21 protein-coding genes are annotated in these 21,817 nt (G+C 63.1%); 6 read left to right on the top strand and 15 right to left on the bottom strand.

The annotated features are described in order from the left end of the window. Position 1: 1 nt before the first annotated feature. The 4 genes from FBX99_RS23250 to FBX99_RS23235 are packed head-to-tail and all read right to left on the bottom strand — an operon-like array spanning position 2 to position 7,733. Positions 2 to 4,570 (bottom strand): alpha-2-macroglobulin, encoded by a 4,569-nt coding sequence (locus FBX99_RS23250; protein WP_145133066.1) that lies wholly within the window; start codon positions 4,568 to 4,570, stop codon positions 2 to 4. Next, on the bottom strand, positions 4,567 to 5,175 hold the full coding sequence (locus FBX99_RS23245; protein ID WP_256662556.1) for a DUF1175 domain-containing protein: 609 nt from the start codon (positions 5,173 to 5,175) through the stop codon (positions 4,567 to 4,569). Before FBX99_RS23245 ends, FBX99_RS23250 begins: the two co-directional genes overlap by 4 nt. A 26-nt stretch (positions 5,176 to 5,201) precedes the next feature. Further along, complete coding sequence (locus FBX99_RS23240; RefSeq protein WP_145133058.1) at positions 5,202 to 6,911, bottom strand: DUF2138 domain-containing protein; 1,710 nt, start codon at positions 6,909 to 6,911, stop codon at positions 5,202 to 5,204. 33 nt (positions 6,912 to 6,944) lie between these two features. Then, positions 6,945 to 7,733, bottom strand: a complete 789-nt coding sequence (locus FBX99_RS23235; protein WP_145133056.1) for a YfaP family protein — start codon at positions 7,731 to 7,733, stop codon at positions 6,945 to 6,947. Positions 7,734 to 8,003: 270 nt separating this feature from the next. Here FBX99_RS23235 and FBX99_RS23230 point away from each other — a divergent pair, with 270 nt between their 5' ends. The 4 genes from FBX99_RS23230 to dxs all read left to right on the top strand — a co-directional run bounded on the left by FBX99_RS23230 (position 8,004) and on the right by dxs (position 12,422). After that, positions 8,004 to 9,140, top strand: a complete 1,137-nt coding sequence (locus FBX99_RS23230) for a Fic family protein (protein WP_144930554.1) — start codon at positions 8,004 to 8,006, stop codon at positions 9,138 to 9,140. 143 nt (positions 9,141 to 9,283) lie between these two features. Then, entirely contained in the window at positions 9,284 to 9,526 is a 243-nt protein-coding gene (locus FBX99_RS23225; protein WP_003185917.1) for an exodeoxyribonuclease VII small subunit, read from the top strand. Continuing rightward, entirely contained in the window at positions 9,523 to 10,410 is an 888-nt protein-coding gene (gene ispA / locus FBX99_RS23220; protein ID WP_145133054.1) for a (2E,6E)-farnesyl diphosphate synthase, read from the top strand. Before FBX99_RS23225 ends, ispA begins: the two co-directional genes overlap by 4 nt. Before the next feature lie 113 nt (positions 10,411 to 10,523). Further along, entirely contained in the window at positions 10,524 to 12,422 is a 1,899-nt protein-coding gene (dxs, locus tag FBX99_RS23215) for a 1-deoxy-D-xylulose-5-phosphate synthase (RefSeq protein ID WP_144930552.1), read from the top strand. Between the two features lie 182 nt (positions 12,423 to 12,604). On the opposite strand, the gene FBX99_RS23205 is transcribed toward dxs, so the two are convergent. The 11 genes from FBX99_RS23205 to nrdR all read right to left on the bottom strand — a co-directional run bounded on the left by FBX99_RS23205 (position 12,605) and on the right by nrdR (position 20,555). Then, entirely contained in the window at positions 12,605 to 13,024 is a 420-nt protein-coding gene (locus FBX99_RS23205) for an MFS transporter (RefSeq protein WP_145133052.1), read from the bottom strand. Beyond that, on the bottom strand, positions 13,021 to 13,638 hold the full coding sequence (gene ribA, locus FBX99_RS23200; RefSeq protein WP_144930549.1) for a GTP cyclohydrolase II: 618 nt from the start codon (positions 13,636 to 13,638) through the stop codon (positions 13,021 to 13,023). The genes FBX99_RS23205 and ribA overlap by 4 nt, the downstream gene beginning before the upstream one ends. Positions 13,639 to 13,747: 109 nt before the next feature. Then, positions 13,748 to 14,500: an ABC transporter substrate-binding protein gene (locus FBX99_RS23195; protein ID WP_145133050.1), complete on the bottom strand. Its 753-nt coding sequence runs from the start codon at positions 14,498 to 14,500 to the stop codon at positions 13,748 to 13,750. An 11-nt stretch (positions 14,501 to 14,511) separates the two neighbouring features. Beyond that, positions 14,512 to 15,015 carry a phosphatidylglycerophosphatase A gene (locus FBX99_RS23190; RefSeq protein ID WP_144930547.1) on the bottom strand — a complete coding sequence of 168 codons (504 nt, stop codon included), beginning with the start codon at positions 15,013 to 15,015 and terminating at the stop codon, positions 14,512 to 14,514. Then, positions 15,012 to 15,977, bottom strand: a complete 966-nt coding sequence (thiL, locus tag FBX99_RS23185) for a thiamine-phosphate kinase (RefSeq protein WP_145133048.1) — start codon at positions 15,975 to 15,977, stop codon at positions 15,012 to 15,014. Before thiL ends, FBX99_RS23190 begins: the two co-directional genes overlap by 4 nt. Further along, positions 15,978 to 16,478: a transcription antitermination factor NusB gene (gene nusB / locus FBX99_RS23180; protein WP_144930545.1), complete on the bottom strand. Its 501-nt coding sequence runs from the start codon at positions 16,476 to 16,478 to the stop codon at positions 15,978 to 15,980. Next, entirely contained in the window at positions 16,475 to 16,951 is a 477-nt protein-coding gene (ribE, locus tag FBX99_RS23175) for a 6,7-dimethyl-8-ribityllumazine synthase (protein WP_003206025.1), read from the bottom strand. The genes nusB and ribE overlap by 4 nt, the downstream gene beginning before the upstream one ends. A 190-nt stretch (positions 16,952 to 17,141) precedes the next feature. Beyond that, complete coding sequence (ribBA, locus tag FBX99_RS23170) at positions 17,142 to 18,233, bottom strand: bifunctional 3,4-dihydroxy-2-butanone-4-phosphate synthase/GTP cyclohydrolase II (protein WP_047702752.1); 1,092 nt, start codon at positions 18,231 to 18,233, stop codon at positions 17,142 to 17,144. Between the two features lie 16 nt (positions 18,234 to 18,249). After that, positions 18,250 to 18,915 (bottom strand): riboflavin synthase, encoded by a 666-nt coding sequence (locus FBX99_RS23165; RefSeq protein ID WP_139650196.1) that lies wholly within the window; start codon positions 18,913 to 18,915, stop codon positions 18,250 to 18,252. A 45-nt stretch (positions 18,916 to 18,960) separates the two neighbouring features. Further along, positions 18,961 to 20,094 (bottom strand): bifunctional diaminohydroxyphosphoribosylaminopyrimidine deaminase/5-amino-6-(5-phosphoribosylamino)uracil reductase RibD, encoded by a 1,134-nt coding sequence (ribD, locus tag FBX99_RS23160; protein ID WP_144930544.1) that lies wholly within the window; start codon positions 20,092 to 20,094, stop codon positions 18,961 to 18,963. Next, positions 20,091 to 20,555: a transcriptional regulator NrdR gene (gene nrdR / locus FBX99_RS23155; RefSeq protein ID WP_013694316.1), complete on the bottom strand. Its 465-nt coding sequence runs from the start codon at positions 20,553 to 20,555 to the stop codon at positions 20,091 to 20,093. The genes ribD and nrdR overlap by 4 nt, the downstream gene beginning before the upstream one ends. A 127-nt stretch (positions 20,556 to 20,682) precedes the next feature. Between nrdR and FBX99_RS23150 the strand changes: the two genes are divergently transcribed. Together FBX99_RS23150 and FBX99_RS23145 are read left to right on the top strand one after the other, a co-directional pair. Continuing rightward, a complete protein-coding gene (locus FBX99_RS23150) occupies positions 20,683 to 21,147 on the top strand; it encodes a hypothetical protein (protein ID WP_144930543.1) in 465 nt (154 codons plus the stop codon). After that, positions 21,144 to 21,800, top strand: coding sequence for a methyltransferase (locus tag FBX99_RS23145; RefSeq protein ID WP_144930542.1), 657 nt, complete (start codon positions 21,144 to 21,146; stop codon positions 21,798 to 21,800). The genes FBX99_RS23150 and FBX99_RS23145 overlap by 4 nt, the downstream gene beginning before the upstream one ends. Positions 21,801 to 21,817: the final 17 nt, after the last annotated feature.

The raw sequence follows: 21,817 nt of genomic DNA, 5'->3' as shown, positions 1-21,817 counted from the left end.
GTCAGTTGACCGTGACCTGACCGAGCGCCGGTTTCTTTTCCCAGGCCTGATTCTGTGGCGCATAGACCTGAGTGAAGCGCACCGGTGGCAGGTTGAACTGGCCCTTCTGGGAGAAGCGCACCAGATGCCGCAGGCGCAGTTCGCCACTGAGGGCATCCACTGGTACCGCATAAGCCATCTGGCCCGGCTCGAAGCGCGCCTTTTCCAGCGACGTCGGTTCGCTGTCGGGTTTACCCTGCAACTGGATGCCCCAGGTGGTGCGTTCCACGTCGGCGCCTGGTGGCAGTGGTACTTCGAGCATGCCGTAGCGCAATGGTATGGCGGCCTTGCTGTTGATGATCACTTCATCCAGGTAGAGGCTGTCGCTGGACAACGGTTTGTTGCCCACGGCCTCAAGCGTGAAGGTAAAGGCATCGGTCCCCGGTACCAGGCGCGACAGCCGACGGGTAATGGACACTGCCATCGGCGCCACCGGCGGTTGCTGGCTCTGGAAACTCAGAGCCGCTTGCAACGGACGCTGCTGCGCACCGCTGAGGGTCAGAGTGGTCGGTAACTGCGCGCCCTGCCACTGCCAGTAGGTTTCCCCGGTGGCGCCTTGACGGGCTTTCCAACCTTCGCCTGGAGCCAGTGCCACGGCCGGCGATGCCTGCTCGATGCTGCGCTGCAACCAGGTCAGGGCCAGGGCCCGTTCCAGGGTGGACTGTTGTGGCAACAGCCGCTCCAGCAGCGCGGCTGCCCGGGCCTGATCGAAGGTTTGCAACGACAACACCAGGGCCTCGACAAACGGCTGAACGCTGACATCCAGCTGCTGTTGGGCGGCGGCCAGCTGACGGTTGAATGCATCCGGCAGTGGCACTTTCGCCTGTTTGGCGAGGGCTGCGGTCAGTACGCGAGCAGTGGCCAACCCCAGGGCCGAATCCGGTGTGTTCATGACCAGGCTGTCGTCACCGTTGTCCATCACACTCCCGGCGTTGCCCGCACCGGCCTTCGCCAGATCGTCCACCAAGCCGCTGAGCAAGGTGTTCACCGGCAGCTGCATCTGCTTGGCAAACGACAGAATCAGCGCGCGCTGCAACAGCGGCGTATCGCCGGCCTGCTTGGCGTAGACCTCCAGCACGCGCTGCCAGTGTTCCGGCGGCAAGCTGATGTCCAGCGCCTTGCTGGCGTGCCAGTCGGCGTAATAGGCGTAAGCGGTCAGGAAGGCATCCGGCTCGCCGTCCTGGCCCCACCAAGTGAAGCTCGCCGATGGGCCGGCCATCTGTACCAGGCGCAGGCGACTGTTTTGCATGATCAGGCGCAAGCGGTCGCGGGTCTGCGAGTCCGACGCCAGGGTCGGGTACGCAATGCTCAACGGCAGCAGGCCACTGGCGGTCTGCTCGACACCACCGTAGGGATAGCTCAACAGGTCGTCCAGGGCGGAACGGAACAGCGCTTGCGGGCTGTCGTCCAGGCGCAGGCGGACATCGCTGGCGTCGGCCGGCAAGGCCAGTGGCGTGTCGCCGGCGGCCACATCAAGGCGTTGGCTCTGGGTGACCAGCCAGCCATTACCGCTGGCATTCAGGTGAACGGCCAGGGCGTCCTGGGTTTCACCGCTCAACTGCAACTGGACGCTCAGGTCGCCGCTGCTCAACTCCATGGCTGGCAGCGCCACGTAGTTGATGCCTTTCTTCAGATCCGCTGCCACACGTTGCTCGGCGCCGGCGTAACGGATCAGCAGTTCCGCCTTCAGCGGTTTATCCGACTGACTGAAGGCGAACAGGCCCAGTTGCGGCTTGTCGCCGGTGCGGAACCGGGTCGGGCCGCTCCACTTCAGGTACAGCGGCTTTTCCGAGGCGATGAATTGCTTTTTCTGACCGACCTGGCCGTCGTCGGAGATGGCCTTGGCGGTGATGCGCCAGCGGGTCAGCGAGTCCGGCATCTTGAAGGTGAAGCGGGCCTTGCCGTTGGCATCGGTGACCAGCTCCGGCTGCCAGGCAGCCGTGTCCACGTCTTCACGACGCGGCCGCTCCAGCACCTTGACCCCGCGTTCGCTGCGGTTGGCCTTGCCCGGCGCACCGGGGCTGCCCGGCAGCGCCACGTCGTAGCTGATGAACGACAGGCTGGCGCTGGTGCGCACGTTGTTGCGGCGCGGGTGATAGAAGAACTGATCGATGGTCGGCGCCACTTCCGGTTGCAGGGCGTAGATCATCTCGTCCACGACACTGACGGTCAGGTGCGCCGCAATTGCCTTGCCGGCGAACTGGGTGCTCAGGTCTACGGTCACCGTGTCGCCAGGCCGGTAAGTGGCCTTGTCGGTGACGACCGCGACGTCGATCTGCGGCGTAATCACCTTGATGCCGGCGTTCTGGAAGCTGTATTGGCCGCCCTTGGTGTACAGGACCGAGAACGTCATGTTTGGTGCAAAGTTGTCTTTCACCGGAATGCGGGCGCGGTATTGGGTCGGACTGAGGCTTTCCATTTTCAGCCAGTCGCCGCCCTTGGACAGCAGCGCCGTGGCCTCGACCTTGTCCCGCTCCAGGGACAGCAGCGCATCGCTGACTGGCTCCGGGAAGGTGATCAGTGCCAGTGCTTCGTCACCGGCCTTGTATTCCTGCTTGTCGAGGACGATCTCGACGGTGCCCGGCACGGCCTTGACGCCTTCGCCGGTCACCGCATGCGCCGCGGCGCCGATGACCCGGCCGTGGTCGTCCTTGAGGGTCAGGTTATAGGTACCGGGACGATCAAAGGCCACGGTGAACCCCTTGTCCTTGGCCGTCAATTTGCCCTCGCCGGTGCTCTGGTCTTCCAGGCGCACCCAGGCGTAGCCCGCCGGCGTCACGGCCTTGCTTTGCTCGCTGCCGCCTTCGTTGACGTAGCTGAACGCAACCTTTTCACCGGACGCACTGAAACGCTGGCGAGCGCTCAAGCGGAAATTCGCCGCGCCGCGGTCGATGAGGATTTCCTTGGTGGTCTTGACCCGATACGCCGCGCCGTCGCTGGCAAACACGGTAAGGGTGTAGCGGCTCGGCTTGTCGGCGGCCGGCAGTTCGAGCATCGCGACGCCCTGGTCGTCGGTGGTCACTTCGCTGCTGGTCAGTTCAACCGGGAATTGCCCCAGGTATTGCAGCTCGTTGTCCACCATCGACAGTTGCTGGGCCCGCAAGCTCAGACTCACCGTGGCATCGACCACCGGCTTGCCATCCGGGTACAGCAGCACGAGCTTGCCCTTGACCGGCTCGCCGGTGCGGTATTCCTGCTTGGCCAGGTTCAAGGCAATCTCGAAGTGCGGCTTGATGTATTCAGCCACACGGAAGGCGCTGCTGTAGATCTGATCCTTGTAGCTGAAGCGCAGTTCATAGCCGCCGGCCACGGCATTTTCCGGCAATTGGAAACGGCCTTGGGTACCGGCCTTGGAGTCCAGCTTGAGGGCCAGGGTCTGCAGCGCGGTGCCCGTGGCATCCAGCACGCTGACATTGACGTCGGCCGCCGCCGGTTGCACCGAGTCGCGGGCGTTCTTGAATTCACGGCCGACGATTTTCAGCGAGACCCAATCCCCCGGGCGATACAGCGGCCGGTCGGTGAAGGCGTAGAGCTTGGTGTCGTAGATTTCGCTGTCGTAGTAGAAGTTCTCGGAAACGAATACCCCACCCTCCTCATCCTCGCCAATGACGAACGAACGCTCCGGGCTGACGTGCTTGAGACGCAGCAGGCCGCTTTCATCGGTAGCACCGCTGTTCATCACGCCCAGGCCGTCGGTCCACAGCACATTGACCTTGGGCACCGAGCTGCCTTCATGCTTGCGGGCAGCCCAGACCAACAGTTCGTCACCGGAAATCTTGCTCACCGCCACGGTGTTCGAGACGAAGACCATGGTGGTCGCCCGGTACTTGCCGACCAGTGCTTCCACCAGGTACAGGCCAGGCTTGAGCTGGCCCAGCGGGATGTAGACATTGCCCGGCGCGACGCTGACGAACTCGCTGGACGAACCGGCCAGGTTGACGCCCGCCGGCGGCTGGATCGGCTTGGCTTGCCACAGCGGATAACGGAACTGGCTGACCAGCGGCAGGCCCGGGATCAGGGCGAACTGGGCCGGAGCCTCGTAGGGCGTCGGTGCAACCAGGGCATCACCAATCTTCAGCTCCGGTACTTCCTCGGTCACCTGCCGGCGGGATTCGTAGGAGAACGCCCGCTGCATGACCCGACGGGACTTGCGGTACCAGTTGTCCCACAGGTACGCGAGGGTGTTCGAGAGCCCTTCACCCTTGAACTGGCCGTCGCTGACGACACGGTGCAGGTTCTTCTGGCGCTTTAGGAAGTCCAGGGGCTTTTCAATGCGATAGACGCGGATATCGGCGCCACCGTAAGGCTCCATACGAAACCGGCGATAGTCGCGGCCCGGCGCTTCGAGGCGGACCATGGCCTGCTCATCGCTGGCGAAACTGCTGTCGGCCAGCAGGAAGAAGCTTTCACCGGACACTGGCGTGTAGCCGCTGGGCTCCACCGTGTCTTCGGCGTGCACGAAGGAGGCCAGCAACAAGGCAAACAGCAGGGACAGTTTCGAACACAAGCGCAGCATGCGGGCACCGGTCATTGGGAGAGAAAGTTGAGTCGATAGACGCCGATGAAGTTGGGGTTGGCTGCGTCGGGTATCCATCGGGTGTCCTTCCAGTTCATGAGTTGTTGCAGGCTTGCGGAGCGCATGCCGTTGTCGGTAGGGGTTGTGGTGCCGGTGTGATAGGCGATGTAGCGGCCCATCCAGATCATCAGGTGCTGGTCATCGCCCTGATCGAAGAACATCAGGTCGCCAGGACGGGCCTGGGCCACGTCACGGCCCACCAGACGACTGTTGAACTGGATCAACTTGATGGCGTTGACGTAAGGCCCGACCTTGCCGCCACCCTGCTGCCATTTCTGGGCCAGGCGTCGCTGGTCGTCGCTCAGCTCAAGCTCCGGCGGCAGGTAGCGATTGGACAGGCCATTGCTGCGCAGCCATTTTTCGTTGTGGACCTTCAGCGCTTCGTTGGCGGCAAAACGTACCAGCCCGGCACAGTCCTGCTGGTACCAGCGCGGGCTCGGGCCCCGGCTCAACTGCTCCTCGGCGATGCGCACGAACCAGGCACGGAACACCTGGGATTGCTGCACATCCAGCGACGGCGTTTCCATGGCAAACGCCTGTCCTCCCAGGAACAGTGCCATCAGCCCGAGCGTGCGGATCAGTCCGGTCACAGTGCTTTCCATTCCAGCGGCAACCACTGCCAGTGGCCGTCCGGCTCGCTGCCTGCCGGCAGGGTCAGGGCGTATTTGCCATAGCCACCGAGGGTGCGCAGTTTTGGAATCAAGTAGGTCTGCGCGGCGTTGTAGAACACCGGTTCCATGTCCTGGGGCAAGCTGTCCAGGGTTTCACGCTGCATCAGTTGCGCCATGGAGTCCGGGCCGAAGTAGAACGGCATCAGCAGGTCCTTGGGCACCACGTCGGCCATCGGCGGGAAGCGCTTGTCGAGGGTGCCGAGGGCCTTGTCCACCAGTTTGTCGTCGAGGGAGAACAGCAGAGTCGAACCGTGGCGCGCCAGGCTGACCCGCATGAACGCCTTGCCGGTGATGGCATCGGGTTGCAGCGAGTCCTTGGCCAGGTACGGGCCGAAGTTGGAGCTCACCTGGCGCTGCCAGTGATGCATCGAGCCTTCCTGCTTCTCGACGACCGGGAACGCGTGCTCGGCCACGTTGTTTTCATAGGCGCCGACCATCGACCCGAACAGGTTGCCCAGGTCGGCGTCGAACTTGCCGTCGTCTTCGTTCAGGCTGGCCACCAGCAACGGCGTGTACAAACGCGAATCGGCATACCAGCACAGGCCCGCCGCGCCGGCCATATGGTCAACCATGGCCTGAGCAGCTTTTTCCTCGGCCCCGAGTTTTACCAGCAGCGGTTTCTGCTGTTCAGCGGCCAATGGCAAGGCCACGCAGGCACTGGCGCCCATGGGCATGGCTTGCCAGATCGGCTTGAAGTCGAAATCCGGTTGGTTCTCCAGCTCGTCCATGGCCAGGAAGCTGTGCCAGCCCTTGTCGTCCATGTCGAAACGCAACCCGGCGAAGTTCGGAATGAAACGTTGGTAGCCCATGGCGAGCACGCTGGCGTTGACCGAGATGCGTTGCTTGACCTCAGGTGCCTTGGGCGGCAGGCCGAAGGCTTCGGTAAAGAGCTTGTCGCCATTGAGCAGCGCCGCCAGTGCGGTAGTGGAAACGGCACCACGCTCGTCGAACGCCCCGTTGGCCGGATCATAGAGCTTGCTCGGATCGGACAGCACCACCAGCTTGTCGCCGTGGGAGGCGAACACCAGGGATTTGCTGGCGTTGTAGCTAAGCTGGTAGAGCGCGACGTCATCGCCGCCGACCTTCAGGTCGCTGAGCTTGCTCAACTGCGTATCGTCCAGGGCGACTTTTGCCAGCGGCTCCAGCACCTTGGCCAGCCCGCCGCGGTCCATCACTAACAGGAAATCCTTGAGCCGGCCATCCGCACCGCGCCACAGCGCCACATCGGCGGGCTGGTCAAAAAGTTCCTCGATCAGGCTGTCCTGCAGCTTGAGGTCATGCTCATAGATGATTCGGCGCAGGCTGCCGATCAGCCCCAGGCGGTCGGCATGGGCCTGGTAATAAAAGACGAAATCCTCGGTGAGCGTGGCCTTGAGGAACGGCACTGCCAACAGGTCCTTGGGCAACTGGCTCAGGGAATGGGCTTCAAGCAGCCCATCGGGACGACTCAGGCCGAGCTTTTCCAGCGCCAGCGCCGTGGGTGGTGCTTTGGGCTTGTGCATGAACCAGCCCAACCCGGCGGCGACACCGGCCACCAGGCACAGCCCGATCAGCAGCGCCGGCCAGCGGCGCGCAGGTTTAGCGACAGATGTCGGCACGGTCGGGGAAGCAGTGTTGTCGCTCATATTCACAAGGGCCTGTTCATCCGTGGAGCGGAATTAGTAGTTGAAAGTCTTGACCAGCAAGAGATCGCCGATGGCCCGCAGGGGCACGACAAAGGTTTCGCGTTTCTCATTGACGGTGTTTTCGTTGAGCACCAGATTGATCTGCGAGGTGATCACCTCGTTCTGGTTGCTGGTTTCGTCGAAGTTATAGCCGCCGTCGCCGTAGTTGCCCCAATAATTCACGTAGACCAGGTAGGTGCCGTGCATCGGCGCAGTCATGGTGAACATTTCGGGACCGGGGCCATCGACGCCGTCCGGGTCGAGGCCGCCGCCGTTGCTCAGCGCCGGCTGGCCGAAGAAGGCATGCTGGCCGTCGGGGGTGATGATGTGCAGGTCCAGCTCGGCCTTGGGGTCGTCCCAGCCCAGCACCACGCGGATCTGCGCCGGGGTCCGCAGGTTGTTGGCCTCATAGAACTGCACACGCTTGAGGGACTTGCCTTCGGAACTGCGGACCTCGACGCTGTTGGAACCGGCACCGAACGCGTACGGCCGGGCGAAACGACCTTCTTCGTCGGTATAGAGATTCAGTGGATTGCCGTTGACCGCCAGGCTGTGGGGCGGACGGGCGGTGCCCATGGCCTTGAGCCGGCCCTCGATCATCGTGCGATTGCGCTGCACGCCTCGGTCGATGGGCGGCGTGGGATAGGCCACCTGCGGGTTTTCAGTGCGATCGAGCAAGCCGCTGTAACGCCAGCCGCCCACCGGCTCCGACATCTCGGCCGCAGGCTCGGCCCACACCAGCGGTGTGGCCATCAGCGCGATCAGCAATGAAAGAAAACGCATGTATGCCTCCTGCCATGCACAACGCAACCTGGCGCCCTTCCTCGGCGCATTGATTATCTTTTTTCAGGTTTCGTCAGGAGCCCGCCATACGGGGGCTGTAGATGGCGCGAAGGTTAGCGATTCGGCGCATTATTCACAATCGGGGAACGCGTGATTCTGTGTGGGAAATCACGTCTTGGGGAGAGCGTGAGCCGATTAGCGGAGTTATTCGGCTCACGAAATGAGCCGAATAACGTTATTATTCGGCTCATCCCCGGTATGGACAGGCTCATGGAACCCTATTGGATCTGGCAACAGCCCGACTGGCCCAACTTTCACTGGCAGCCCGAAACATTGGCGGCTCTGCTACGCGAATGCGTGCAAACCCAAGGTCAACTGCTCGGCATGACCGGCGCTGTCACCGCGTCGCTCAACGCCCAGAACGAATTGGATGCGTTGTTGCAGAACATCGTGACCTCATCGGCCATTGAAGGGGAGCAATTGAATGTGGGCTCGGTGCGGTCGTCCCTGGCCCGACGCCTGGGCCTGGAGCGGGCCAGTGACACTCCGGTCAGCCCGCGCAGTGAGGGCCTGGCGAACCTTTTGCTGGACGCTACCCGACACTTCAGCCAGCCCCTGACCGTCGAGCGGCTGCTTGAATGGCACGAGTGGCTCTTCCCTGAACAGACGAGCGACCTGGCCCATCAGCACATTCGCGTAGGTTCGCTACGGGGAGACGAGCCAATGCAAGTGGTCTCGGGCAGATTGGACCGTCCCACTGTTCATTTCGAAGCCCCGCCTCGCCAAGGTCTCGAGCAGCAACTGCAAACCTTCCTCGACTGGTTTGAGGCCAGCCGTCATCAATCCGGACTCGATCCTTTGTTGCGGGCCGGTATCGCCCACTTCTGGTTTGTCACCCTGCATCCATTTGACGATGGCAACGGGCGCCTGACCCGCAACCTCACCGATCTCGCACTGGCCCAGGGCGAAGCCCAGGCGATCCGTTTCTACGCCATGTCCGTGAGCATTCTTGATGACCGCGCTGGCTACTACCGAGCACTTGAAAGCGCTCAGAAAGCCACGCTGGATATCACCGATTGGCTTACCTGGTTTTTGCAGACCCTGTCGCGCAGCTTGCACAAAGCCATGGCCCAGATCGAAAGCGTGTTGGGCAAGGCTCGATTCTGGCAGGTTCACCGCGCCTCGGGACTCACCCCGGAACAGACCAAAGTGCTGAATCGGTTGCTTGATGGTGGTGAAAAAGGTTTTGAGCACGGTATCAGCGCAGCGCAGTACCAGGCCGTGGCCAAGGTTTCCAAGGCAACCGCAACCCGACACCTGGCGGAGTTGCTGGAAAAAGGCTGTCTGGAGCGATTACCGGGAGGTGGACGCAGTACTCGGTACCGAATCAATTATCCAGCTGCGTGAGACTGTGTTTGTGGTAAGCGAATGTTGCTGCGGCAAAGACACGCCACAGAGGTACACTCCCCCCCCAGCCCTGTCCTGATTTGCCCCGAACCCCCATGTCTGCTAGTGTCGCGCCGGTTTAACAGTCAACCGGAATAGCCGCCATGGCCCGCAAAAAAGCTGCATTGGACTTCGAACAATCCCTGGCCGACCTGCAAACGCTGGTCGAACGGCTGGAGAACGGCGAATTGTCGCTGGAAGACTCGCTGACTGCCTTCGAACAAGGTATCGGCCTGACTCGCGACTGCCAGGCGGCGCTGGCCCAGGCCGAGCAGAAGGTGCAGTTGTTGCTCGAACGCGATGGCGAGCTGACCGAAGAACCTTTCGACGCGGAACAACCTGAATGATCGGTGCCTATCAGGCCAGCAGCCAGGCCCGGGTCAATGCTGCACTGGGCACGTTGTTTAGCGCGCCGAGCCCCGAGCTGGCGCGCCTGTACGAAGCCATGCGCTACAGCGTCATGAACGGTGGCAAGCGGGTGCGGCCGCTGCTGGCCTATGCCGCTTGCGAAGCCCTGGGCGGTGTGGCCGAACAGGCCAACGGCGCGGCGTGCGCGGTGGAGCTGATCCACGCCTATTCCCTGGTGCACGACGACCTGCCGGCCATGGACGACGACGACCTGCGTCGCGGCCAGCCGACCACCCACAAACAATTCGACGAAGCCTGCGCGATCCTGGCCGGCGATGGTTTGCAGAGCCTGGCCTTCAGCGCCCTGCTTGACCCGGCCCTCAGCGACTGCCCGGCGCAGATCCGCCTGGACATGGTCAGTGCCCTGGCGCTGGCGGCAGGGCCCGCCGGCATGGTCGGCGGCCAGGCCATCGACCTGGGTTCGGTCGGCCTGAAGCTGGATCAGGGTGCGCTGGAATACATGCACCGGCACAAGACCGGGGCTTTGATCGAAGCCAGCGTCAAGCTTGGCGCCCTCGCCAGCGGCCGGGCCACCCCAGAACAGTTGCACGCCTTGCAGGCATACGCGCGGGCCATCGGCCTGGCGTTCCAGGTGCAGGACGATATCCTCGACGTCGAAAGCGATACCCAGACCCTGGGCAAGCGCCAGGGTGCCGACATCGCCCGTGACAAGCCGACTTACCCGGCCCTGCTGGGCCTCGACGCCGCCAAGGCTTACGCCCTGGAGTTGCGCGACCAGGCCCTGGAAGCGTTGCGGCCGTTTGACGCGGCGGCCGAACCGTTGCGCGACTTGGCGCACTATATCGTCGAACGACGCAGCTGATACGGGGTCAATCTTTCAGACTGCGTATCGGCCAAGTTCCGGCCAACGCGTGGGCAGCTTGCGATGCATAAGGTAAACTGCCGCCTCTTTCTATACCTATAACGATTCGCCTGATGCCCACGACGTTTCAAGAGATTCCCCGCAAACGCCCGACCACGCCCCTGCTGGACCGCGCCAACACGCCGGACGGCTTGCGTCGGCTGGGTGAAGCCGAGCTGGAAACCCTGGCCGATGAGCTGCGCCTGGAACTGCTCTATACGGTCGGCCAGACCGGTGGGCACTTCGGTGCCGGTCTGGGCGTCATCGAGCTGACCATTGCGCTGCATTACGTATTCGACACCCCGGACGACCGGCTGGTGTGGGACGTCGGCCATCAGGCCTACCCGCACAAGATCCTCACCGGTCGCCGCAAGCGCATGGGCACGCTGCGCCAGAAGGACGGGATCGCCGCTTTCCCACGGCGTTCCGAGAGCGAGTACGACACCTTTGGCGTCGGCCACTCCAGCACTTCCATCAGCGCTGCGCTGGGCATGGCCATTGCCGCCCGCCTGCAGAACAGCGACCGCAAGGCGATTGCCGTGATCGGTGATGGCGCCCTGACGGCGGGCATGGCTTTCGAGGCGCTGAACCACGCGCCGGAAGTCAACGCCAACATGCTGGTGATCCTCAACGACAACGACATGTCGATCTCGCGCAATGTCGGTGGCTTGTCCAATTACCTGGCGAAGATCCTTTCCAGCCGTACCTACGCCAGCATGCGCGAAGGCAGCAAGAAGGTCTTGTCGCGCCTGCCCGGCGCTTGGGAAATCGCCCGCCGCACCGAGGAATACGCCAAGGGCATGCTGGTCCCCGGCACACTGTTCGAAGAACTGGGCTGGAATTACATCGGCCCGATCGACGGTCATGACCTGCCGACGCTGATCGCCACGCTGCGCAACATGCGCGACCTCAAGGGCCCACAGTTCCTGCATGTGGTAACCAAGAAAGGCAAGGGCTTCGCCCCGGCGGAAGTCGATCCCATCGGTTACCACGCCATCACCAAGCTCGAACCACTGGACGCCCCGGCCTCTGCCCCGAAAAAGGCCGGTGGACCCAAGTACTCCGCCGTGTTCGGCCAATGGCTGTGCGACATGGCCGCCACGGACCCGCGCCTGGTGGGGATTACCCCGGCCATGAAGGAAGGCTCCGACCTGGTGGCCTTCAGTGAACGCTACCCGCAGCGCTATTTCGACGTGGCGATTGCCGAGCAGCACGCCGTGACCCTCGCTGCCGGCATGGCATGCGAAGGAGCAAAACCGGTGGTGGCGATCTACTCGACCTTCCTGCAACGCGGTTATGACCAGTTGGTGCATGATGTCGCGGTGCAGAATCTCGATGTGCTGTTCGCCATCGACCGCGCCGGCCTGGTGGGTGAAGACGGCCCGACTCACGCCGGCAGCTTCGATCTTTCGTTCCTGCGCTGCATCCCCGGCATGCTGGTGATGACCCCGAGCGATGAAAACGAGCTGCGCAAGATGCTCACCACCGGCCACCTGTTCAATGGTCCGGCAGCAGTGCGCTACCCCCGTGGCAGCGGACCGAACGCAACCATCGAGGCCACCCTCGAGCCAATTGAAATCGGCAAGGGCGTGATCCGCCGCCAGGGCAAACAGACCGCCCTGCTGGTGTTCGGCGTGCAACTGGCCGAGGCCATGAAAGTCGCCCAGACCCTGGACGCCACGGTCGTTGACATGCGTTTCGTCAAACCATTGGACGAAGCCCTGGTCCGCGAAATGGCCGCCGGCCATGAGCTGCTGGTGACCATCGAAGAAAACGCCATCATGGGCGGTGCCGGTGCGGCAGTCAGTGAGTTCCTGGCCCGGGAAAACATCCTCAAGCCGGTGCTTCACCTGGGACTGCCGGACATCTACGTCGAACACGCCAAGCCGGCGCAGATGCTGGCCGAGTGCGGCCTGGACGAGGCTGGGATCGAAGCCTCCGTGCGCCAGCGGTTGCAGCTGCTGGGTCTCTGACCTTCAAACACCACAGACTCCTTGTGGGAGCGGGCTTGCTCGCGAAGGCGGAGTGTTACTCGACATCAGCGTCGACTGACACTCCGCCTTCGCGAGCAAGCCCACTCCCACAGGGGCGTGCGTAACAGACATGGCGAGGGCATCGCTGACGGCCGGCAGCAGACGCGCCAGCCAACAGCCTATCAGCCGAGCTGACGCGGAAGGCGATACAGGTAGAACAACACCGCCGAGGACAAGGCCAGCAACATCAGCGGCACCGCTTCCAGGCCCACGAACACCGCCAGGGCACCAATCCAGGCCGGCAACCCGGCAGCCAGGAAGGCAGCACGTCGACGGGCCGCCAACGTGATCCAGGCCTGAGGCTCTTCGGGGGTATCGAGGGCATTCTGGGTGGCGATCAAGGCGTGCTTGTATGCGCCGAAGAATCGCAGGCTGACGAACATCGAGGCCACGCCGGCGATGAACAGCGGCATCGCCAGCACCGGCAGGATCGCTTCGCCCTGGCCGAAAACCAGATTGATCACGAACAGCGGCAGCAACGCCAACGCCAGGTACTTCCACCAACCGATGGACAGCCGTCGCCGGACCTGACCCCGCGTCACGCCCGGTCGACCTCGCCCTGGTGCTCGTTGCCCATCATGTGGTCGAGCTTGCTGGCCTTGGTCGCCAGGTAGAGCTTGTTGTGGGGATTATGGCCGGTGTGCAGCGGCACCCGCTCCGCCACCACGATGCCCATGTCGGTCAACGCCTTGACCTTGCGCGGGTTGTTGGTCATCAAACGCAGGGACTTGACGCCCAGGTGTTCGAGCATGGGCAGGCAGATGCTGTAGTCGCGCAGGTCGGCGGCAAAACCTAGGCGCTCGTTGGCCTCCACGGTATCGGCACCGCCATCCTGCAATTCATAGGCACGGATCTTGTTCAACAGACCGATGCCACGCCCTTCCTGGCGCAAGTACAGCAACACGCCTCGACCTTCGCGAGCAATGGCCTGCAAGGCGGCTTCGAGTTGCGAACCGCAGTCGCAGCGCTGGCTGAACAGGGCATCGCCCGTCAGGCATTCGGAGTGCAAGCGGCCCAGTACCGGAGCGCCATCGGCAATATCACCCAGGCTCAGCACAACGTGCTCGCGGCCAGTGGCCTCATCCAGAAAACCATGCATGGTGAATTGCGCAAAGGGCGTTGGCAGCTTGGAAGCGGCAACAAAAACGACAGGCACCGGTGTGCTCCTGATCTAGTACTGGAGATTCGCAGAGAAGGGCATTGTAACAGCAGGTCCCGGCAGACGCTTAAGCTGAATTGTCGACTATTACTATCGACAAGATTGATTACGCCTTCGGTGGCTTACCGTGCTCGTCGAAAGGATAAGGTTGCTTCCAGCGCTCGAAAATCGGTTTCAACTTGCCACTTTTCACCAATACCTCCATGCGCCGGTCGAACAGCGCACGCAGCGCCCGTCCATTTTCAGTGTTGGCGAAGCCCAGGTACAGCGGCAGGTTGATCAACGGCGAGAGCTTGTACTGCTGGGGATTGTCGGCCTTGGCGAGCACGCCCTGGATCTCCATCAGGGCATCGATGTAGAAATCGGCCCGATCATGCAGCAGCATCGGCAGGATCCCCACCGCCCGGTGGATTTCGTTGAAACGGCGGATGTTGGGCAGGTAGGCGTTGTATTCGTACCCGCGCATCCATACCAGTCGATAATTGCCGACTGTCTCCAGGGTAGGTGACGGCTTGGAGGCCAGTCCCAAGGCATAGATATGATCGACGTCGTAGTGCCATTGGGGATAAAGCAGCCCTTCGGTTTCATTGCGATAGGCACCGACCTGTGCATCGGCCTCGCCGCGCTGCACCAAGCCGATCGAACGGGTATAGGGGACGCTGCGGATCTCCAGCTTCACGCCTTCGGGTTCGAACACCTCGCGCAGGATGTCCCATGCCATGCCCCGGCCATCAGCGCCGGTATAGTCGCTCCACTCCTCGCTGGCCGCGCGGATCTTGCCGGGCAGCGGCGTCGGCTCGGCCGCCAGAACGCCGAAGCAAGCCCCTAGACACAGCAACAGCGCTCGGCTTACGCCCATGCCTGGATCCCTCAGGTAAAACACCACACCAGTCCTTGCATTGCCAGCCAGGCAAACACCCCGGCCAGGATATCGTCGAGCATGATGCCGACGCCTCCGTGGACATGCCGGTCGATCCAGCGGATCGGCCATGGCTTGAGAATATCGAAGAAGCGGAACACCAGGAAACCCGCCAAGAGCCAGTACCAGCCTTCCGGCACCAGCCACAGGGTAATCCACATCCCGACCATTTCATCCCAGACGATCCCCTCATGATCGTGCACACGCAGGTCGTCCGCCACCTTGCCACACAACCAGAAGCCAAACAGCATGGTGATGCCGAGCATCAGCCAGTAACCCCAGTCCGGCAACATCTGCCACAACGGTATGAAGGGTAGCGCAACCAGCGAACCCCAGGTACCTGGCGCCTTGGGTAAAGTGCCTGAACCGAAGCCAAATGCCAGGAAATGCCAGGGATTACGCCAGACCGAGGGAGGTACGAACTCGGCTGGAACCTGGTTGGGATGATCTGTCACGGTGTCTCCCGAAAATGTTGATAACCCCGGACTTGCGGGGTGATGTCGCCTCCGTCGGCGTCCACCAGCATGACGCCCTGACCTGTCATGACACTGCCGATCACGTGGATCGGCCAGCCTTCGGCCTGCAATGTCGATAATCGGACCGGTGGCAAGCTGAACAGCAGCACGTAATCGTCGCCCCCGCTCAGCGCGGCCTGCTCCGCGCCCGCTTGGCCGAGCAAGGCCCGCAAAGCGTTGGACAGCGGTAGCCGGTCCCGTTCAACCTGGATTGCCACGCCGGACGCCAACGCGATATGCCCGCAATCGGCCAGCAGGCCATCGGAGATATCCATGGCCGCACTGGCCCTGCCCCGCAGCGCCAGCCCCAAGTCGACCTGCGGACGCGGTGACCAATAATGCGCCAGCAACGGCTCGGCGACGGTGGGCTCAGTGTGACGCTGGCCGAGCACGAGGGGCAATGCACCGGCGGCATTGCCCAGCTCTCCACCGACGCAGAGCAGGTCGCCGGGTTGCGCGCCGCTTCGAGTCAACGCCTGGCCGGACGGAAGGCGACCGAACACAGTCATGGTCAGGCTCAGGGGGCCGCGAGTGGTATCCCCGCCTACCAGCGCTACACCGCAGGCCTGGGCCATCTGGTTCAAGCCATGGGCATAGGCCTGCAGCCAATCGGCTGTCACCGTCGGCAAGGTCAGGGCAAGGGTAAAGGCCAGGGGCCTGGCGCCCATGGCGGCGAGATCACTGACCGCCACGGCCAGCGAGCGCTGGCCGAGCAGGGACGGATCGCAAGGATCTGGAAAATGCACACCGGCCACAAGCGTGTCGGTGGACACCGCCAACTGCTCCCCGGAAGGAACCGCCAGCAAGGCACAATCGTCACCGATCCCCAGCGCAACGCCGTCGCCGCCCTGCGCACAAGGCGCGGCGGCGAAGTAGCTGCGGATCAGCTCGAATTCACCCATTCAGCGCTTGAACGCCTTCACTTCAGCTTCCCGCAGGCGCGGAGCGAGCTTGTCGAGCACACCGTTGACGAACTTGTGTCCGTCGGTGGAACCGAAGATTTTCGCCAGTTCGATCCCTTCGTTGATCACCACGCGATACGGTACATCGACACGCTGCATCAATTCCCAGGTGGACAGGCGCAACACCGCCAGCTCGACCGGATCCAGCTCTTCGATGGTCAGGTCCAGGCAAGGCGCCAGGGCCTTGTCGATTTCGGTCTTGTGCGCCGGAACCCCATGAAGGATCTCGCGGAAATACGCGCCATCGACATCGCTGAAATCGTTATCGACCCGGAACTGCGCTTCGATCTCGTTCAGCGACTGCTTGGCCATATGCCATTGATACAGCGCCTGGGTCGCAAGCTGGCGGGCTTCGCGACGCTTGACGCTTTTCGAAGGCTTGCCGGCATCGGCAGGCTTGGGATCGCGCGGGTTGAAACGATCGCTTTCGTCGCTAATCACTTGGCCTCCAACTGCGCCAGCAGACTGACCATTTCCAGGGCGGACAGGGCGGCTTCGGCGCCTTTGTTACCGGCCTTGGTGCCGGAACGTTCGATGGCTTGCTCGATGGAGTCAACAGTCAGTACGCCGAAAGCGACCGGCACGCCGAACTCCATGGACACCTGGGCCAGGCCCTTGGTGCACTCGCCAGCCACGTATTCGAAATGCGGAGTACCGCCACGAATGACCGCGCCCAAGGCGATGATCGCTGCATATTCGCCCTTTTGAGCGACTTTCTGCGCAACCAGCGGAATTTCGAAGGCGCCAGGGGCACGGATGATGGTGATGTCGCTCTCGCTCACGCCATGGCGAACCAGGGCATCGACCGCACCGCCAACCAGGCTCTCGACCACGAAGCTGTTGAAACGGCCCACTACCAGAGCGTAGCGGCCTTTGGGGGCGATGAAGGTACCTTCGATGGTCTTCAGGGTCATTCGTCAATTCTCTTAAAGAGCCGGAACGCGCTCTATGCGCGCTCCTCAATGTTGTTGGGGCTGGAAACCCCTGTGGGAGCGGGCTTGCTCGCGAAGGCGATGTGTCAGCCAACATCAATGCTGGATGTGCTATCGCCTTCGCGAGCAAGCCCGCTCCCACAAGGGGGACCTCCTTAACTGAACGAGGTCATTATTCAGAGGGCACGTATTCTACAACTTCCAGATCGAAACCGGATATCGCATTAAATTTCATCGGCGCACTCATCAGGCGCATTTTGCGTACGCCCAGGTCGCGCAGGATCTGCGAACCGGCGCCGACCGTGCTGTAAGTGGTGGTTTTCTTCGCTGGCAATTGCTCGCCGGTTTCGCGGATATGCGCCAGCAGCACGTCGCCATCAAGGGGATGCCCGAGCAGCAGCACCACACCGCTGCCGGCCTCCGCCACCGCAGCCATCGCGGCCCGCAGGCTCCAGCGGCCAGGCTGCTTGACCATCAGCAGGTCCCGCAACGGGTCCATGTTGTGCACGCGGACCAGGGTCGGCTCTTCGGCGCAGACGGTGCCCAGGGTCAGGGCCATGTGCACGTCGCCCTCCACGGAATCGCGGTAGGTCACCAGGTTGAAATGGCCCAGTTCGCTGTCCAGCGGCTGCTCGGCAATCCGCTGAACGGTACGTTCGTGGATCATCCGGTAATGGATGAGGTCGGCGATGGTGCCGATCTTGATGTCGTGTTCGGCGGCGAAGGCCTCCAGTTCCGCGCGACGGGACATGGTGCCGTCGTCGTTCATCACTTCGCAGATCACGCCGCTGGGTTCGAAACCAGCCATGCGCGCCAGGTCGCACGCCGCTTCAGTGTGGCCGGCACGGGCCAGGGTGCCGCCGGCCTGGGCCATCAGCGGGAAGATGTGGCCGGGGCTGACGATGTCTTCGGCCTTGGCGTCCTTCGCGGCGGCGGCTTGCACGGTGCGCGCGCGGTCGGCGGCGGAAATGCCGGTGGTCACGCCCTCGGCGGCTTCAATGGACACGGTGAACTTGGTACCGAAGCCGGAACCGTTGCGCGGAGCCATCAGCGGCAACTTCAGCAGCTCGCAACGCTCACGGCTCATCGGCATGCAGATCAGGCCGCGGGCGTGCTTGGCCATGAAGTTGATGTGTTCGGCTTTGCAGCATTCGGCGGCCATGATCAGGTCGCCTTCGTTCTCGCGGTCTTCGTCATCCATGAGGATGACCATCTTGCCTTGGCGGATATCTTCAACCAGCTCTTCGATGCTATTGAGCGCCACGCGGCACCCCCTTGGGTCAGGATTTGAGGTAGCCGTTGGCGGCCAGAAAGCTTTCGGTGATGTTGCTGCCGGACGTCGGTTCTGCAGCCTTGTCACCGAGCAGCAGGCGCTCCAGGTAACGAGCCAGCAAGTCGACTTCCAGGTTGACCCGGCGTCCAGGCCGGTACGAGGCCATGATGGTTTCGCTTAAAGTGTGCGGGATGATCGTCAACAGAAATTCGGCGCCATCCACCGCGTTCACCGTCAGACTGGTGCCGTCGACGGTAATCGAGCCCTTGTGGGCGATGTACTTGGCCAGCTCCTTCGGCGCACGGATACGAAATTCCACGGCCCGGGCATTATCGGTACGGGAAACCACTTCGCCGACGCCGTCGACATGGCCGCTGACCAGGTGCCCGCCCAACCGGGTCGTGGGCGTCAAGGCTTTTTCCAGGTTGACCGGGCTGCCGCTCTTGAGATCGTTCATGGCGGTGCAGTCGAGGGTTTCGCGGCTGACGTCCGCCAGGAAACCATTGCCAGGCAGTTCGACGGCGGTCAGGCAGACACCGTTCACGGCGATGCTGTCGCCCAGTTTGACGTCGCTCAGGTCGAGCTTGCCGGTTTCGACATGGACCCGCACATCGCCGCCCTTGGGGGTGAGTGCGCGGATGCTGCCGATGGATTCGATGATGCCGGTAAACATGAGTCCTCCTCGAGAACAGGCCGCCGCTTGAGCGAAGGCCGGGAATTATACGCTGGCCGGCGGGATGGGAACGGCGATGACTCGCCAGTCATCACCCACGGCACGAATTTCGGTGATTTTCAGCGCCGGAGCGTCCTTCATGTGCGCCAGCGGCCAGTCCAGCAGCGGTCGCGCCGAAGATCCCAGGAACTTGCCGGCGATAAAAATCTGGAATTCGTCCACCAGGCCTTGCCGGGCGAATGCCCCTGCCAGGCGCGGACCGGCCTCCACCAGCACCTCGTTGACGCCACGGGCCGCCAGCTCCACCAGCAGGCGACGCAGGTCGACCTGACCATCATCGCCTGCCACGATCATGCATTCGGGGCCGTTGGCGTATTGTTCTTCCACCGCCATGCACGTGGCGACCAGCGCCGGGCCGGCCTTGAAGAAGGGCGCATCGAGCGGCACCCGCAGGCGACCGTCCACCAGCACCCGCAGCGGCGGACGACTCATGACCAATGCCGTCTGGTCGGCGTCCAGCCCGAGTTCATCGGCGCGCACGGTCAACCGGGCATTGTCCGCCAGCACCGTGTCGGCGCCGGTCAGCACCACACTGGCCTGGGCCCGCAAGCGCTGGACCGCCGAACGTGCCGCCGGGCCGGTGATCCACTGGCTTTCGCCACTTTCCATGGCGGTGCGGCCATCGAGGCTCATGGCGAGCTTGACCCGCACGAACGGCAGGCCGTGCTCCATGCGCTTGAGGAAACCCTGGTTGAGCTGGCGGGCCTCGCCTTCGAGCACGCCGCTTTCGGTGGCGATACCGGCCTGGGCCAGGCGCTGCAAACCGCGACCGGCAACTTCCGGGTTCGGGTCCTGCATCGCCGCCACGACCCGAGCGACACCGGCGTTGACCAGCGCATCGGCACAAGGCGGCGTACGGCCGTGATGGCTGCAAGGCTCGAGGGTCACGTAGGCCGTGGCGCCCCGGGCCAGTTCACCGGCGGCGCGCAAGGCATGGACCTCGGCGTGGGGCTCACCGGCGCGGATGTGCCAACCTTCGCCGACAATCTGCCCATCACGCACCATGACGCAGCCCACCCGGGGATTGGGATGGGTGGTGTAGTGACCGCGCCGCGCCAGCTCCAGCGCGCGGGCCATGTAATGGGCGTCGAGGACGGCCTGTTGCGCCGAGGCAGTCATTCTTTCACCGGTTCGCGGGCCAGGCGGTCGATTTCCTCGCGGAATTCGTTCAAGTCCTGGAAGCGTCGGTACACCGAAGCGAAACGGATGTAGGCGACTTCATCGAGCTTCTGCAGCTCGGCCATCACCAGCTCGCCAACCACCAGGGATTTGACCTCGCGCTCGCCGGTCGCCCGCAGCTTGTGCTTGATGTGCACCAGCGCAGCTTCCAGGCGTTCGACGCTCACCGGGCGTTTTTCCAGCGCGCGCTGCATGCCGGCGCGCAGTTTTTCTTCGTCGAACGGCTGGCGGCTGCCGTCGGTTTTGATCAGGCGCGGCAACACCAGCTCAGCGGTCTCGAACGTCGTGAAACGTTCGCCGCAGGCCAGGCACTCGCGCCGGCGGCGGACCTGTTCGCCCTCGGCGACCAGTCGCGAGTCGATGACTTTGGTGTCGTTGGCACCGCAGAATGGACAGTGCATGGTGGCAGGCAACAAAAAAAGGGAGGGCCATGGTAGCGCATCCCACTGGCAAGACAAGCCATAGGGTTTACGGTATACAGACGGGCTTACCGTCAGATCCATGGAATTCACCTTGCTGGAGCCGCACATGCCGTTACGATCGCTCTTTTTGCTCAGTCTTTTCAGCCTGCTGATGGCGTGCAGCAGTGACGCTCCCAAACCCACTGCTCCGGCACCGGCACCGGCGCCGAAACAGGCCCAGGAAAAAGCCCGCCAAGCCGCCGAGGTGGGACCATTGCCCGCGTACCAGCGGGAACTGAGCGGCACCCTCGAGGGCGTACCGACCGGGGCCGAGGTCGAACTGGCGCTGCTGGTGATCGATGACAAGGGCCGTCCGCAGCAATTGCTCGCCAGCTCCAGCCTGATCGGCACCAACCGCGCCCTGCCCTTCCGCCTGCGTTTCAACCCGGATGCCTTCCCGGTCGGCGGTCGCGTGGAACTGCGTGGCCGTGCCAGCCAGTCGGGCCAATTGATCCTGCACCTGCCGGAACAGCGCATCGCGCAACCGACCACCCAGGCGTTGGGCGCGCTGCAATTCGTCAAAGCACCATGAATGCACCGCAGGACTTGCAAGACGCGCTGAGCGAGTTGCTGGGAGACGCGCACCTGGTGGCCTGCCCATTACCCGGCACTGACTTGAAGCTGTGGCTGATCGACGGCGACAACATGGACCGCGCCTTCAGCCCGGAAGAAACCCGGCGCATCCTCCACGAACCGCCCTACTGGAGCTTCTGCTGGGCCAGCGGCTTGGCGATGGCCCGCTACCTCGCCGAGCAGCCGCAGTGGGTCGAAGGCAAGCGGGTGCTGGATTTTGGTGCCGGTTCCGGCGTGGCAGGCATCGCGGCGGTCAAGGCCGGGGCGCTGGAAGTGGTGGCGTGCGACCTCGACCCACTGGCAATCGCGGCATGCCGGGCCAACGCCCTGCTCAATGGCGTGGAGCTGGCTTATTCCACGGACTTCTTCGCCGAGGCGGATCGCTTCGACCTGATCCTGGTCGCCGATGTGCTTTACGACCGGGCCAACCTGCCGTTGCTGGACCAGTTTCTCAGTCGCGGCCGCGAGGCCCTGGTGGCCGATTCCCGGGTACGGAATTTCGAGCATCCGCTGTACCGGCGCATCGAAATGCTCCAGGCCATGACCCTGCCGGACCTGGCCGAGCCGGAAGAGTTTCGCCATGTGAGCCTGTACCACGCGCGGCGCGCCTGAAAAGCTTCGCGAGCAGG

Source organism: Pseudomonas sp. SJZ074, assembly GCF_007828215.1.
In the GTDB taxonomy this organism is placed as follows: domain Bacteria; phylum Pseudomonadota; class Gammaproteobacteria; order Pseudomonadales; family Pseudomonadaceae; genus Aquipseudomonas.
Note: the sequence above shows the minus strand (reverse complement) of the source record. Positions and strands in the feature narration are given on the sequence as shown.